This is a genomic window from Bacillus sp. GC_Bacil_1 (genome assembly GCF_026540675.1).
Lineage (GTDB): Bacteria > Bacillota > Bacilli > Bacillales > Bacillaceae_G > Bacillus_A > Bacillus_A cereus.
The window spans coordinates 55858-69985 of record NZ_JALNUG010000007.1 but is presented as its reverse complement, the minus strand read 5'-3'; the positions used below and the strand labels follow the sequence as shown (position 1 = coordinate 69985).

Here is a 14128-nt window from a genome sequence, read left to right as displayed (position 1 = left end):
GGGGCTAACAAGATGAGTTTTCAACTTCATCCCGATACAACACTTGATGTTGTTCATTTATACGTATCTAATGTAAAGAAATCACTAGAGTTTTATACGGAAGTACTAAGTATGAAGGTGCTAAGAGAAGAAGAAGCAGTCGTTACATTTGGGAATGAAAATGATGAACCACTTCTTATCATTGAAGAAAAGAAAGAAGCTTTTCCGAAGCAAAGAGGAAGAACAGGGTTATATCATTACGCAATTTTATTACCAAGTAGACAGGATTTAGCGAATGTTCTTCGTCATCTTGTAGAGATGGTATATCCACTACATGGCGGAGCCGATCATTACTTTAGTGAAGCTCTTTATTTAGCTGATCCAGATGGAAACGGGATTGAAATTTATCATGATCGACAAAAAGAAGTTTGGCGTGATGAGAATGGAGAACTCCCATTTGTTAGTAACCCGTTAGCTGGTGAAGAATTATTACAGCAAGGAAGTACATGGAATGGCTTTCCAGCTGGTACTGTGATGGGGCATATTCATTTTCATGTAGCTGATTTAGAGGAAGCGAAACGTTTCTATGTTGATGGTCTTGGTTTTGAAGTAACGATTCCAGCTCGTAATGGAGCATTGTTCGTATCTGCAGGTGGTTATCATCATCATATCGGTTTAAATACATGGCAAGGTGAAGGGGTACCACCGCAAATGCCAGGTTCTGTTGGTTTGAAATATTTCACAGTTGTACTAGCGAATGAAAAACAAAAAGAGCAAGTATGTGAAAGCTTAAAAAATATTGGCAAGATTGCTACGTACAAAGATGGAATATTACAAGTCGAGGATCCATTTGGACATTGTATCCATTTCAAAATAAAAGGAGAAGCCTAAAAAGGCTTCTCCTTTTATTTTCTTATAATTGCTTTTTCGTTTTGTAAAAATAGTTCATCAAATTGTTTTGCAAGCTCAAAATCTAGTTTCGTTAAACCTTTTGCATTCCAAGATGACAAAGTAATAATAACTGCTTTATACTGGATAAGGATAAATGGATGGTGATTATGTTCTTCTGATAGTTTGGCGGCTTCAGAGACAAATTCGACTCCTTTTAAGTAGTCGGAAAACATATATTTTCGTTCAATCCATTTCTCATCTTTTACCATCCATTTATCTACCTTCAATAATTCTTCGTGAACTTGTTCTTCAGTTAATCTTAGCATCATTTTTCACATCCTTTACTGGAAGTAACGCAAGACCATTGTTAATAAGGCGTGTTACAGCTTCGTCAGTTGTGAAAGTAGAAAGTTGATGTAGTAATGCTGCCGATGTTTCATGCCCTTTGTTATGCTCTAAAAGTAACTCTAATACTTCAAGGCGCAGCAACCATTCTTTCGCATAAAATTTATTTAATACTTCTTGAATTGCTACTAATTGATCGATATGCGCGTCGTGTAAAATCCCCTCACTTCGAATATCTCGAACTGTTTGATACATACGTTCAAGTTCATTCAGTACAAGTGGAGCAGGAATTTCGTGAACTTCTTCATCCATTGGGAAAAATGCTGCGGCATCTGCGGCACCTGGGAATACTGAAGTGATTTGTGAGCCAACAGCCATATCAAATGCGCCCCATGAAGCATCAAATAAAACGCGGGCGTTATAAGTAACTGTGCAATCGATAAAGGAAATAAGAGCAATTTTCTTATCGTTTTTTACAATATCTGTTACTGTTCCTTTTACATGAATACCACTTGCAAAAGTAAACTCAGCGATAGTTCCAATTGTAATTCCTAATGATTGTAGTTGTTCGTCTGTACAATTTTCTAATGCAATATTTTCAGTGAGTAATCCAATCGGTGTTCCAAATCCGTCACTGTGTACAGAAGTAGAATGATTTGCTAACTGTTTATTATGAAGCGCTAATGCCGTTGGCGAATTTGTTCGCATGTAAATTAATTCACCTGCATCGTTTTCAATTGTCTCGCTAAATGTACCTGTAATTTGTAATCCACTATTTAGCTCAGCTGTTGCATAGTTCTCAGAGCGAATTGCTTTTTCTAAACCTTCTTTTCCACCTGTTTTAAAGGCCATTGTTTTAGAAAATGTTTCAAGCGCATCTGTTAATTCTTCAAAGGATTCACAAACAAATAGTTGTGGTTGCATTTTTGTTACGTCATAAGTTGTCCCTATACATGCTTCGATAGAAAATGGAACCTTTTCTACAGCGTCTGTTAAGCAATGTTTGCTTTCGCCAACAGAAGAAAGGAGACCAGCACCATATATCTTTGGATCATCTATATTTCCGATCAATCCATATTCTACTGTCCACCAGAAAAGACGTGAAATTTGTTCAGCTTCTGATAAACCAGAAACTAAGTTTTGTTTTTCAATTACAGCATTTTCAGCAGCCTTAACTTCATCAGGAGTAGAAGTAGGGCTTTCTTTCACTATCGTTAATGTACGAACAGCTTCAAATGCATCATGTTCTTCTTTTGTAGAGAAAGCTTTTGCACCAATTTGCCCAAAACGTTTCACATATTTTGCATATGTAGGATCAAGTAAAATCGGTGCGTGTCCTGCGGCTTCGTGTACGATATCTGGAGCTGGTGTGTACTCGATATTTTCTACTTTCCGAATATCTGTTGCGATCGGTAGTAATCCGTGTCCTTGAAAATCGAAGAATGCTACGCCGGGAATAAGTCCGTCAATCGTTACAGCGCCCCAGCCACTTGGTGCCAAACACTCATTCATTTCTTCTACTTTTGGAATTGCATCTATATTAATACCAGATGATTGTAGTCCGTTCACATAGGCTGGATGAGCAACGTCTTTTAAGAAGCTATGATTTTGTCTCATAATGTAACGCCACACAGCGTGATTCACCGGTGTGTATTGATCATAATGTTGTGTGGATACGAATGTTTTTAAATGCGATGGAATTTCTGTTTTCTTTGTCATTTAGACATCCTCCTTTTTTTCTATAAAATTGAATATCGATTTCGTATAGCTTGTATCACCTCCCTTCATTATTTGTAAGCGCTTATAAAATTTTATCATAAGATTCGGAATTATTTAACATCTGTTTCTGTGAGAAATAGAAAAAGCCCCTATCGGAAAATCCGATAGGGGCGAAAGAATCGCGGTACCACCCTATTTGTAAGTGAAAATATACTTACATCTCAATTAATGATAACGGAAAAATTCCGTCTTTTCCTTCATGCATAAAAGCACTACGAAAAAGAAGCTCCAGAATTGTAATTCATACTTATATATGTGCTAATTTCCACCGACCATTAGCTCTCTGTAACAGGGATATAAGATACTACTGCGATTCTTTCAACGCGTATATATGAAATTGTGTAAGAGGATGGACGCAAAAAAGTCCCTATCGGAAAATCCGATAGGGACGATAAAAATCGCGGTACCACCCTATTTGTAAACAACTAATTGTTTACCACTCACTTTACGATAACGGAAAGATCCGTCTTTCTCTTCATGCATAAAAAGCATTACGGGAAAGAAGCTCCAGAATTGTAATTCACGCTTGTATATGTACTGATTCGCACCAACCATCAGTTCTCTGAGACAGTGATATAAGTCGCTACTAGTATTCCTTCAAAGCCGATATATAATTCGTTCAACTAAACTATGTTTTGTATTATAAAACTATATTAAAAAAATTGTCAACAAAAATTTTTTATCCCGTGTTAATGAGCAGTAAAATTCCTACCTCAAAATTCGGTTGGAGCAAAGAAGTGAGATGGGAGATTAACTGCCCGTAACTCCCGATTGGTGAAGGCTAATAATCAGTGGGGATGAACGAAATCTCTACTGATTAAAGTTTCACTTTATTTCACTTCTAAATTAACAGTTAAATTAGAGGTATTGCCAGCTGCATCAGTTGCTACAATGTGAATAGTATTTTTCCCTTCTTGTAATTGAGTGCGATCGAAATAAATGTCATAGCTTTTCTCCCAAGGGTTCAGGAATGCCTGGTCCCATACACCATTTCCGTTAATTTCATATTGCATTCTCACTGGAATACCAGGTGCTATCCAACCAGATTCTTACATCCAATCTAGTAGAATATCATCAACTTTTCCTCTAATTACGAGATTTTCTTGGTCAACTTCGTATGTTAACTTAGGTGCAGTTCGATCAAGAAATACAGCAGCTGTTTGTTTTGTTTCTCCGCCAGAATTAGAAGCAACTGCTTCGATTTGATATAGCCCGTCAGCTAAAGGAGTTCCATCGGTTTTTGTACCATTCCATTTGAAAGGTTTGTATCCAGGAGTTGCATTTTTAGCTTGATGGATAATCCCTTGATACGTTACACGTTCTTTCGTAACTAAATTTGCATGCAATGTTACATCATCCACAGGCGCAACTAAATAGTAGTTGATGAGATTATCATCTAGTACGTGGTCGCCATTTGGGCTAAAAGTAGAATTAATAATTTCAAGTCCATCGATACGTTTATAATTTTTAGGATCGATACTAAATGTGAATGGAATTCGAATTTCTTCTTTTGCCCCTTGTTCTTTTACATATACATTTCCAGTATACACACCTTGTGGTAGTGAGCTATCTACAGTGATAGTAAATGGTTTTTCGGTACTACTATTCGGTTGAATGCTAATCGATGAAGGGACAGAAGCTTTTACTTTTGTGTTTGTGTTTGCATCTAGTAACTCCACACGAGTTGAAAAACTTTTCTTTTTACTAGAAAGGTTTTGTAATGTAACATTTTGCGTCAGTTTTACTTTTCCGCTATTTGGCTTAATAAGACCAAAGCTGACATTGTTAGGTTTTACTAATACATTTGTTTGAGCTGCTTTCGGAATGTTAATTAAACCTGATCCTTGTGCCATAACAGGGTATGTATTTTCATTGACATCATGTAATGTTTTTGCATTGTTAGCAAGAGCCGCTTTCAATTGTTCTGTCGTCCAATCAGGATGCATTTGACGCAAGAGGGCAACCGCTCCAGCTACTTGCGGAGCAGCCATACTTGTTCCGTTATGCGATTCATAGCCGCCTCGCGGTACTGTACTAGTAATTTGTACTCCAGGTGCAACAACATCAGGCTTTATTAGCCAACTTCCTTGTGATGGTCCTCTTGAACTAAAGTTACCGATAAGTTCTGTTTGCTTTGGTTGTCCAATTTTTATATTTTTCTTTCGTTTTGTAATTAAAGTTTTTAATTCTTCCCCATTTGTATTTGATAATTGCATTACTGGGACAGCTAGATGTTCACGTGAAAAATATTCCGGCATCATATTAATTTCTTTTTCGCTAGAGATTAATAACACACCAAGTGCCCCAGCTTGCTTCGCTTGTTCTGCTTTTACTAATGTACTAGAAGTACCTTGTAAAATAAGTGCGAATTTCCCTTTCACATCTTGTTTTACATAATCACTTGGATTGCCATAACCAACGTATACAAGAGGGGAATCATTTCCTATTGGAAAATCGGATTTTGATAACGGTAACCCTTGATATGTTTTGCTGGAACCAGCTACTTGGAATGTTGGAAACGGGATAGAAACCGTAGATGCTCCAACAGAAATGACACTACTTGCGTTACCGGGAGCATCAACAGACCAAGGTTTTGGTCCGTCATTTCCATTTGAAACGACAGTAGTAACACCAAGTTTCGCTGCTCGTTCTAACGTTAATGTTACAGGCTGATCAGGTACATTTAAATCCTGCCCAAGGGAGAGGTTTAACACATCTGCACCATCTTGAATCGCTCGCTCAATCCCTTGGATAATATCATCTGTTGTACCAGTTCCACCGTCATTCATTACACGATAGGCTAGAATAGAAGCGTTTGGAGCAACGCCTTTAATTTTTCCATTACCCGCAATAATTCCAGCTACATGAGTACCATGTACGTTACCATCCATTGGATCGCTATCTTCATCAACCGTGTCATATCCACCGATATAATTTGCCTTTAAGTCAGGGTGTGTATAGTCTACGCCAGAGTCGATAATGGCTACTTTCATGCCTTTTCCATCAAGCGGTTTGCCAGATGGATCTTTTAAATTCCACGCTTCAGGTGCACCAATTGTCGGTCCACCGATATTTGGTGCTTCTTCGTTAATAGTACTTTTTGATGTTTCATGCAATTTATATGTTAAGTTCGGATAGACTGCTTTTACTTCAGGTAAAGAGGCAAGAGAGGTAATTTGATCTCCAGGAACTGAAATAGAGAATCCGGAAAATAACGTATTATACACTTCTTTAATTTTTGCACCAGGTGCTTTTTCTTTTATTTTCTTAGTCGTATCTTCTTGTGCTTTTTTTAGCTCAGCATGATAAGACTGCGCATTACTATTTTGTAAATCTGGAGCATGCTGAATATTACTTTGAGCAGCGAGAGGTGCATGTTGCAATTCTACAATTACTGATATTTCTTTTGTTGTTTTCGTTTCAACATTTTGAGCAATTTTATGTTCTCCCCACTGTTCAATCGTTGTTTTTAATTGTGGACTAAATTGCTTCTCCTTTTGTAGTGATTCAGCATGAGTGCTTAAAGCTCCAAAACTAGAAAAGACAAGCGCCATGCTTAATAGTGTAGATGTAGTTTTTTTCATTGATACTCCCCCTAATAAAAAGTGCTAATATTCAGAAATAAAATCTTACATTTTAGTTAGAACTTATAAATATAAATGTTGGCTAAACTATACTTTCGACATAATTCATACCAATCCTCTATGAATTGAAAGTTTCTTGGGAAATTTTTTCTGATTATGTCGAATCGATATTTTTCACATATTGTAGGAAGAAAGTGAGGAATGCTATGAGGGAAATGGAGTGATGGTATGAAAAGGCTAATAGTAAGTGGTAGTGTAGTTTTGTTTATGTTTTTATATTCTATCGCTATTACTAGCGCAGAAAATAATAGTGTGAAAGTTGCTTTTATTCGTCATCATAACCTTTGGATTAAAGTTGATGGGAAAGAAAAACAACTTACAAAAGGAGAGAACATAACAGGGCCAAAGTGGTCACATGATGGAGAATGGCTGGCATATGTAAAAGGGGAGAAACAAAATATTCTTGAGTTATATCGGCTGAAAGATGGAAAGAAAGTTACGCCGTTTCACTCAGAAGCATCGAATTATCAATGGTCACCAACAGAAAATATAATTGCATTTATATTTACAGGTACATTGAATACATTTGATGTAGAAAAAAAGAATGCAGATTTTGAAAATGTATCGGCTGGTGTGGGTGATTATGCATGGTATCCTGATGGAAAGAACTTTCTTGTATCCTCTGAAGCGCACTTACTTCCAACAGGATGGACAGGGGCTCAGCTATATGAAGTGCAAAAAGATGCACATATGAATCCTCACAAAATGAAGCATTTGTATGCATTGCCAAATGAACATGATGATTTTCTAGCGCTAGTAGCAAGTGGCTTTAAGTGGTCACCAGATCAAAAGTGGATTTCATTTTTAGCGGTACCGACAGCTTCATGGTCAGCTGATAGTAATACGCTTTGCTTAGTTCGAGCAGATGGTAGTCGGTTTGAAATAGTAGATCAAATGCTATTAAATACAGAATGGTTCAAATGGGCGCCATCAAAAAACATATTGGCTTATATTGAAGGAAGCGGGAGAGTTGCATTAGAGAATAAACATTTAAAAATAAAAGAACTGCCAGCACTCCAGCAGCAAATATTTACGCCGAAAGGATATGTGGATTGGGATTTTACATGGAAGAACGATAATGTAATTATCGTTTCACGAGCAAAAGAGGGAGGGTTTGAAACTCTGCCAGAAAAAAGGCCATTCCCATCTTTATATGAGATAAATAGCACAAGCGATAAACAATATCAAATTACAAAGTCATCTAATAAGCAAGGCGATTATCATCCAATTTTCATGAAGAAGAGCAATCAATTAATATGGATACGTTCAGATCGTAAGAAAGCTAATATATGGATAGCTCATAGTGATGGAAAACATGAAAAAAAGTGGATTGAAAATGTAGATATACCAGAGTGGTATTATGAGAAATGGAATTGGGAAAATGTTATCTCGGTGAAAGAAGAATAAAAAACTGCCTAAAAGATTGTTTTAGGCAGTCTTTTACTGTTATTTATGTGTTTTATTTGGCTTTTTTTTCGCTGGGTTTCCGTTCCCTTGGCGCTTTCTATTTTGTTCATCTTTTGCTTGTTTTTCATGTAGTGTATCTAAAAATTCATTCGAGTTACTCATGTTTATATCTCTCCTTTCATTTTGTCATGATTACTATAACCATTTAGGAGGATAATCATGAGTTAGAAGTTAGGCACTTAATTTTCTTCGATAATGTAAGTAAAATATTCCATACATAACAAATAGCATGAGTAAAACTTGTAACTCTACATTTGCCTTTAAAATAGCTGCGATAGGGTCTGGTAAGTACGGTGATTTATCATTTGTGCTTAAACCTAACCATTTATTTAAGAGGCTAATGGTACAAAACATAAAAACACCGGACCAGCTTGCCGTAATTGCTTTTTGTTTCACGTTCATCATCTGTAATCCAAGGATTAGCAGTTTTATCACTACTAAAGAAGCCGTTTATATATCCCCATATAATCATTCCAATAAAGACAATTATCCATTTCATATATGTAATTCTCCTTTCGGTGTAAAAAGTATTTTACATGTAATATTGTAATGTTGTAATATTTTACAAACCTTCGTGTCAAACATTTTTTACATATCGGTTTTTATACAGCAGGAATAAAGAATGCAATAGGGAAGAAATATGTGTGAGGATTTTATAGTAAGAGGAGACTGAATATGAAAATCGTTTTTGTTCGGCATGGTGAAGGTGAACATACAACGGATTTAACAGAAAGTTTACAAGTGTTTGACCCACCATTGACGAGAGTAGGAAAGGCTCAAGCTAAATTACTTCAACGTGATGTATCATTACAAGAAACGGATATATTAATTGTTAGTCCTACACTTAGAACTTTACAAACGGCGACAATATGGAGTGCGAAAGTAGCTTGTCAAAAAATAGTCCATCCATATGTATCTCCGCGTATTTTTCCTTATCGAGAAGGAGCGAAAACATTACCGTGCGATTATATAGTAGATCAGGAAATGATAACAAAGTTATTTCCGCATTTTTCGATAGAGAAAAGCTCAAATAATCAGTTATGGAAGGAAGGTATAAACACTATTTCAGAGAATAGTTTTCAGCAAATAGTAGATGAATTTCTTCTTTGGTGTTATGAACTGGGTGCGGAAAGAATTTGCATTGTATCTCACGATGGAACAATTACAGCATATAGGCAATATTTACAGAAAGTCGTTTTAACTAGATCAGATTTTTTGAAAGAAACAGGTATATATGAAATGGATTTATCCCATAAAAGTCTGATTGATAAGGGCTGATTATAGGATGGAGGTTGTTTGTTGAATATTGCATTAGTAGTTGGTTTTAATTCGGATTTAGAGGCGCAATCAATACGAGCATCTCTTGAGTATTTTGGTGCAAGAGTTGTGACATATTGGATTGGTAGACCGAAAGATTTTGTGGAAGTTCTTTCTGGAAAGAACTTATTTAACGATATTAATTATATTATTTTTTGCTTTCATGGTGAAGAAGGGAAGTTTGTCATGGAAGAGTTAGGCGAAGAAGTATATGAACAAGATGAACCGAGAGGGTATTTTGGTAAAGCAGAAATTTATAAATATGCAAAATTGCATAATACACATATTGTAAATAGCGGGTGCACATTAGGGGAGCAAAAACTTGCAAAATCTTTTTTACATAGTGGTGCGAAATCATATATTGGATCGATTGATTATGTAGATGGAAATGCAGCACTTATGTTTACTATACGCTTATTTTATGGGGTTATTAACCATGGGAAAACGTTAGAAGAAGCGTTTCAAGAAGCGAGTTTAATTGATGAGGAGACACATACATTTCGATTCTATAATTAGTGTGAAACACGTTTATTCTATATTCGAATAAACGTGTTTCACATTTAACTCACATTTTTTTTACGTTTTTTTCAATGAAAATGGTTATCACTTGTGGTATGATATGTTCAAGTTTTTACAGGTAATAAAAGTTACTATATAAACGTTAGTTTTTAATGTTTCATACGCATGTCACAGATTATTCATAATTAACGTTTGAAAAATAAGTAACTAATGTTATTATATTATCTGTAACTAGCTTAATTACAACTTTAGGAGGAAGATATGGTTATTCAATTTTTAAGAGAAAACAAAGCAGTTTCTTTTGTATTAGCAGTAATTCGAGTATATCTTGGTTACACATGGTTAATGGCTGGAATCGGTAAACTACAAGGAAAAGGATTCGATGCAACAGGTTATTTGCAAGGCGCAATTGAAAAATCTAAAGGTGCACAACCGGCTGTTCAATCTTGGTGGGCATCATTCTTACAAGAATTTGCAATTCCAAATGTAGATTTGTTTAATACACTTGTAACATGGGGAGAAATTTTAGTAGGAATTGGTTTAATTGTAGGCTGTTTAACAAAAACAGCGGTCTTTTTTGGTCTTGTAATGAACTTTTCCTATATGTTTAGTGGGTCAATTGGTGTGAACCCTGAGATGGTTATCTTATCTATGTTTGTTCTTGTTGCCGGTATGAACGCTGGGAAATTTGGAATGGATGGCTTTGTTATCCCGAAAGTATTAGGATCAAAAACTCAAAAACGCCAAAAGCAAGCTGCTTAATATATGAAAACGGGTATCTCAAAATGAGATACCCGTTTATGTTATTTTTCAACTTTGATCGGATTGTTCTTAAAGAAGTCTTGTACATACCCGACAAATTCTTGTGGTTCTTGGCGAAATGGTGCATGATAACCTTTTTCAATAATATGCAAAGTGCTATTTTTTAAGAATTGATGATACGTTTCTCCTTCTTTCCAAGAAACGCTACTATCATTTCTGCCCCATATAATTAAAGTCGGCTGTTTCATTTCATTCGCATTAATTTTAAGACGTCTAGGCCATAGTTTCATTTTGTTATAATGCTCTTCATCGTTACGTTTGAATTTCACTTTGCTCTCATCATAATCAGTAATAGAAGAAACGGCATTTAAATCAGTCGGCAATTGTGGTTTTGGTGAGCCTTGTTTAGTAACGAATGTATGAGGACCACCTGTAGCATCAGTTAAAATAAGGTGAGTAACTGCTTCAGGATATAAATATGTTAAATTTAGAGAAATTTCTCCCCCCATGGAATGCCCCAGTATTGCGAATGAATCATACCCTAGTTTTTTCATTAATTTATAATACAAATTTGCATGAGTTGGAAAAGAATAATAAAAATCCATTGGCTTAGATGAGCGCCCGAATCCTAAAGCATCTACAGAAATAATTGTATGATCTTTTGCTAAATCGGAGTAAATCTTTTGAAAACCATCTGATGACCCTCCAAAGCCATGAATCATAAGTAAAGGTGGTTTTTCATTACCAATCTTTTTAAAGTAAATGGTTTGACCATCTATTTCTACCATTTTTTCCTCGGTAGCTAGTTTAGCTGTAATTGTATTTTTCACTTGCTTTACTTGTTCTACTGGCTTTTCTGCTGCACTACATCCTACTAATAGTGTAAGAGTAAGACAACCTACCATGAAATAGCTAAATCGCTTCAATTAGGTGTCTCCTTTCTAACATAACGCTGTATCTATCATAGCAAATAGCATATTACGATTTCCAGGAAGTTGGCTACCATTTTTTATCATAAGAGGTGAAAGGAGCGTTTCTTGGAAATTTTCTGTTTGAAGAAATTTACGAAATATAAATTGTGAATGTGGGACATCAATTCGTACTATACCATTCCAACATTCACATATCTTTTTTAATAATTGAATAGCATCTTCTTCTTGCTTGGCGATAAGTGGATGGATACATAATATATTGCCCTTTTGTATGCATAATGAAAAAGCTTCTATACGGTTATTTCTTTCAATTTTAAAAGCGTGTATGGCCCTTGGTAATAGCAAAGAGTAAAGTAGAGAACGATTCACACCAGTTGCAATTTGATCAAGAGAAGTAAGAGATATAAGGTCTTCTTCTCGTACTTGTTGTAAGTGAGAAGGATACGTCTTAGTAGTTTGCTTTTCAAAACGATGAATTGTTGTTGCTGTTTGAAATCCACATGATGTGTATAGAGGTTCGCCAGCTTTTGTCGCAATAAGTGCAATTGGTTGTTTTGGATGAATTTGTTCCAAGCAATGATTTAGCAACATGCGCCCTATTCCTCGTCCTTGAAAATTAGGGTGAACGATTAACATACCAATGGAAGTGAAGTTACTTGTAAAAGGAAATACTCCTCCAGTCGCAATGAGTTTGTTTTCATGAATATAACCTACAAGTGTGCCGATAGAAAGATACATTTTGAATTGCTTTTTCATAAAAATTTCATCGTGTAACCATCCAACAGATTTGCAAAGATTAAGTAATTCAAAAATAAAAGACTCATTTAGCTTTACTATTTTCATAAAGGCTCACCGCATTTCTATTTAATTTCATAAAAATAGAGTCAAAATGTAAAAAAAAGAGATTTACGTTAAATGAAATCCAACCTGTTTATATTTAAATTGTAAAGGGCAGGATGGCTGATACGAAGAGACAAAGTTATACAAATTATAACTGATATTTACATAAGTTAACAAAAAATTTACATACAGCTAATTTTCTCTTAATAGTCTTCCATTAAATTTGATAGTGGGAAATGAATAACCTAATTAGGGGGACAAGACAGTGAAAAAGTTTGTGAAAAAAGCATGGCCATTTGCAGTTGTGGCATCATTAGCAGTTACTTCGGTAGCAACATGGAATTTTACTCGTTCTAGTGAGGTTAATGCAGATGAGAACGGAAGCAATGCAAAGATTAAAAATGTTATCGTATTAATTGGGGATGGTATGGGCCCTTCATATATGACGGCTCACCGTTATATGAAAGATAATCCAAAAACCTTTGAAATGGAATCTACAGAATTTGATAAGCATCTTGTAGGAACACAAAAAACATACCCAGAAGATGAGCATGAAAATATTACAGACTCTGCATCAGCAGCAACAGCTATGTCAGCAGGGATTAAAACATATAATGCTGCAATTGCAGTTGATAATGATAAAGCGGAAGTGAAAACGGTTCTTGAGCAAGCGAAAGAAAAAGGGAAATCAACGGGACTTGTTGCAACTTCTGAAATTACACATGCAACACCAGCTGCTTTCGGTGCGCATGACATTAGCCGTAAAAATATGGACGCAATTGCAAATGATTATTTTGATGAGAAAATTAAAGGGAAGCATAAAGTAGATGTTATGCTTGGCGGCGGCGTAAAGAACTTTGTTAGAAAAGATCGTAATCTTACAGAAGAGTTTAAGAAATCTGGTTATAGCTATGTAACGGATCGAGATCAATTGTTAAATGATAAAAATGATCAAATTCTTGGTTTATTTGCACCAGGTGGATTAGATAAAATGATTGACCGTAATGATAAAACACCTTCATTAGAAGAAATGACTAATGCAGCAATTGAGCGTTTGAACAAAAATAAAAATGGTTTCTTCTTAATGGTGGAAGGAAGTCAAATCGACTGGGCTGGACATGATAATGATATCGTTGGTGCAATGAGTGAAATGGAAGACTTCGAAAAAGCTTTCAAAGCAGCGATTGAGTTTGCGGAAAAAGATAAAAATACGTTAGTTGTTGCAACGGCAGACCACGCTACAGGTGGATTATCTTTAGGGGCCAATGGCGAGTATAACTTTAAAGTAGATCCAATTAAAGCTGCAAAACGCACACCAGACTTTATGGCAAATGAGATTGCAAAAGGTGCAAATGTAGAAGAAACATTGAAAAAGTATATTGATTTACAATTAACTCCAGAAGAAATTCAAGCTGTAAATGATATAGCTCCGTCAAAAGATGTAACAAAGATTGATAATGCAATTGAAGATATTTTCAATAAGCGCTCGGTTACAGGCTGGACAACTGGTGGACATACAGGGGAAGATGTGAACGTGTATGCATTTGGTCCAGGTAAATACTTATTCTCAGGCGTTCAAGAGAATACAAATATAGCGAAACGTGTCTTTGATATTGTTGGCGGTGGCGATCCGAATAAAGGAAGACGTTAATT

At 35.7% G+C, this 14128-nt stretch carries 11 protein-coding genes, 2 pseudogenes and 2 other annotated features; of the genes and pseudogenes, 6 read left to right on the top strand and 7 right to left on the bottom strand.

Going from position 1 to position 14128, the window contains the following annotated elements; genetic code table 11:
* Positions 1-12 precede the first annotated feature (12 nt).
* Positions 13-870, top strand: coding sequence for a VOC family protein (locus tag OXT04_RS12840; protein ID WP_000009848.1), 858 nt, complete (start codon positions 13-15; stop codon positions 868-870).
* 14 nt (positions 871-884) lie between these two features.
* Here the strand turns inward: OXT04_RS12840 and OXT04_RS12835 are convergent, their stop codons facing one another.
* From OXT04_RS12835 to OXT04_RS29730, 3 genes and pseudogenes are all read right to left on the bottom strand, one after another.
* The gene (locus OXT04_RS12835) at positions 885-1199 is read right to left on the bottom strand and encodes a 4a-hydroxytetrahydrobiopterin dehydratase (RefSeq protein WP_000979553.1); all 315 of its coding nucleotides are present in this window, start codon (positions 1197-1199) and stop codon (positions 885-887) included.
* Positions 1180-2934 (bottom strand): aromatic amino acid hydroxylase, encoded by a 1755-nt coding sequence (locus OXT04_RS12830; protein ID WP_098250897.1) that lies wholly within the window; start codon positions 2932-2934, stop codon positions 1180-1182. Before OXT04_RS12830 ends, OXT04_RS12835 begins: the two co-directional genes overlap by 20 nt.
* Before the next feature lie 163 nt (positions 2935-3097).
* Positions 3098-3325: a binding site (T-box leader), on the bottom strand.
* Positions 3326-3375: 50 nt separating this feature from the next.
* Positions 3376-3604 (bottom strand) — a binding site (T-box leader).
* Positions 3605-3824: 220 nt separating this feature from the next.
* Positions 3825-6578: pseudogene (locus OXT04_RS29730) on the bottom strand (S8 family serine peptidase).
* A 228-nt stretch (positions 6579-6806) separates the two neighbouring features.
* On the opposite strand from OXT04_RS29730, the gene OXT04_RS12805 reads away from it, so the two are divergent.
* A complete protein-coding gene (locus OXT04_RS12805; protein ID WP_267415126.1) occupies positions 6807-8045 on the top strand; it encodes a TolB family protein in 1239 nt (412 codons plus the stop codon).
* Positions 8046-8084: 39 nt separating this feature from the next.
* Here OXT04_RS12805 and OXT04_RS12800 read toward each other — a convergent pair whose 3' ends face one another.
* Positions 8085-8207 (bottom strand): DUF4023 domain-containing protein, encoded by a 123-nt coding sequence (locus OXT04_RS12800; RefSeq protein ID WP_000071866.1) that lies wholly within the window; start codon positions 8205-8207, stop codon positions 8085-8087.
* A 69-nt stretch (positions 8208-8276) separates the two neighbouring features.
* A pseudogene (locus tag OXT04_RS12795) lies at positions 8277-8604 on the bottom strand (phosphoglycerate mutase).
* Positions 8605-8780: 176 nt separating this feature from the next.
* Between OXT04_RS12795 and OXT04_RS12790 the strand changes: the two are divergent.
* The 3 genes from OXT04_RS12790 to OXT04_RS12780 all read left to right on the top strand — a co-directional run bounded on the left by OXT04_RS12790 (position 8781) and on the right by OXT04_RS12780 (position 10703).
* Positions 8781-9383: a phosphoglycerate mutase family protein gene (locus OXT04_RS12790; protein ID WP_053563628.1), complete on the top strand. Its 603-nt coding sequence runs from the start codon at positions 8781-8783 to the stop codon at positions 9381-9383.
* An 18-nt stretch (positions 9384-9401) separates the two neighbouring features.
* On the top strand, positions 9402-9938 hold the full coding sequence (locus OXT04_RS12785; RefSeq protein WP_025118463.1) for a hypothetical protein: 537 nt from the start codon (positions 9402-9404) through the stop codon (positions 9936-9938).
* 264 nt (positions 9939-10202) lie between these two features.
* Positions 10203-10703 (top strand): DoxX family protein, encoded by a 501-nt coding sequence (locus OXT04_RS12780; RefSeq protein WP_000236608.1) that lies wholly within the window; start codon positions 10203-10205, stop codon positions 10701-10703.
* Between the two features lie 41 nt (positions 10704-10744).
* On the opposite strand, the gene OXT04_RS12775 is transcribed toward OXT04_RS12780, so the two are convergent.
* On the bottom strand, positions 10745-11629 hold the full coding sequence (locus tag OXT04_RS12775; RefSeq protein WP_000819813.1) for an alpha/beta fold hydrolase: 885 nt from the start codon (positions 11627-11629) through the stop codon (positions 10745-10747).
* A gap of 15 nt (positions 11630-11644) precedes the next feature.
* Positions 11645-12478 carry a GNAT family N-acetyltransferase gene (locus OXT04_RS12770; protein ID WP_267415115.1) on the bottom strand — a complete coding sequence of 278 codons (834 nt, stop codon included), beginning with the start codon at positions 12476-12478 and terminating at the stop codon, positions 11645-11647.
* Between the two features lie 262 nt (positions 12479-12740).
* On the opposite strand from OXT04_RS12770, the gene OXT04_RS12765 reads away from it, so the two are divergent.
* Positions 12741-14126 carry an alkaline phosphatase gene (locus OXT04_RS12765; protein WP_267415113.1) on the top strand — a complete coding sequence of 462 codons (1386 nt, stop codon included), beginning with the start codon at positions 12741-12743 and terminating at the stop codon, positions 14124-14126.
* Positions 14127-14128 lie beyond the last annotated feature (2 nt).

What these genes read in the sequence shown, in the direction of transcription:
- OXT04_RS12840 (WP_000009848.1), top strand. Translation starts at nt 13, where the DNA reads ATGAGTTTTCAACTTCATCCCGATACAACACTTGATGTTGTTCATTTA.
- OXT04_RS12835 (WP_000979553.1), bottom strand. Translation starts at nt 1,199, where the DNA reads ATGATGCTAAGATTAACTGAAGAACAAGTTCACGAAGAATTATTGAAG.
- OXT04_RS12830 (WP_098250897.1), bottom strand. Translation starts at nt 2,934, where the DNA reads ATGACAAAGAAAACAGAAATTCCATCGCATTTAAAAACATTCGTATCC.
- OXT04_RS12805 (WP_267415126.1), top strand. Translation starts at nt 6,807, where the DNA reads ATGAAAAGGCTAATAGTAAGTGGTAGTGTAGTTTTGTTTATGTTTTTA.
- OXT04_RS12800 (WP_000071866.1), bottom strand. Translation starts at nt 8,207, where the DNA reads ATGAGTAACTCGAATGAATTTTTAGATACACTACATGAAAAACAAGCA.
- OXT04_RS12790 (WP_053563628.1), top strand. Translation starts at nt 8,781, where the DNA reads ATGAAAATCGTTTTTGTTCGGCATGGTGAAGGTGAACATACAACGGAT.
- OXT04_RS12780 (WP_000236608.1), top strand. Translation starts at nt 10,203, where the DNA reads ATGGTTATTCAATTTTTAAGAGAAAACAAAGCAGTTTCTTTTGTATTA.
- OXT04_RS12770 (WP_267415115.1), bottom strand. Translation starts at nt 12,478, where the DNA reads ATGAAAATAGTAAAGCTAAATGAGTCTTTTATTTTTGAATTACTTAAT.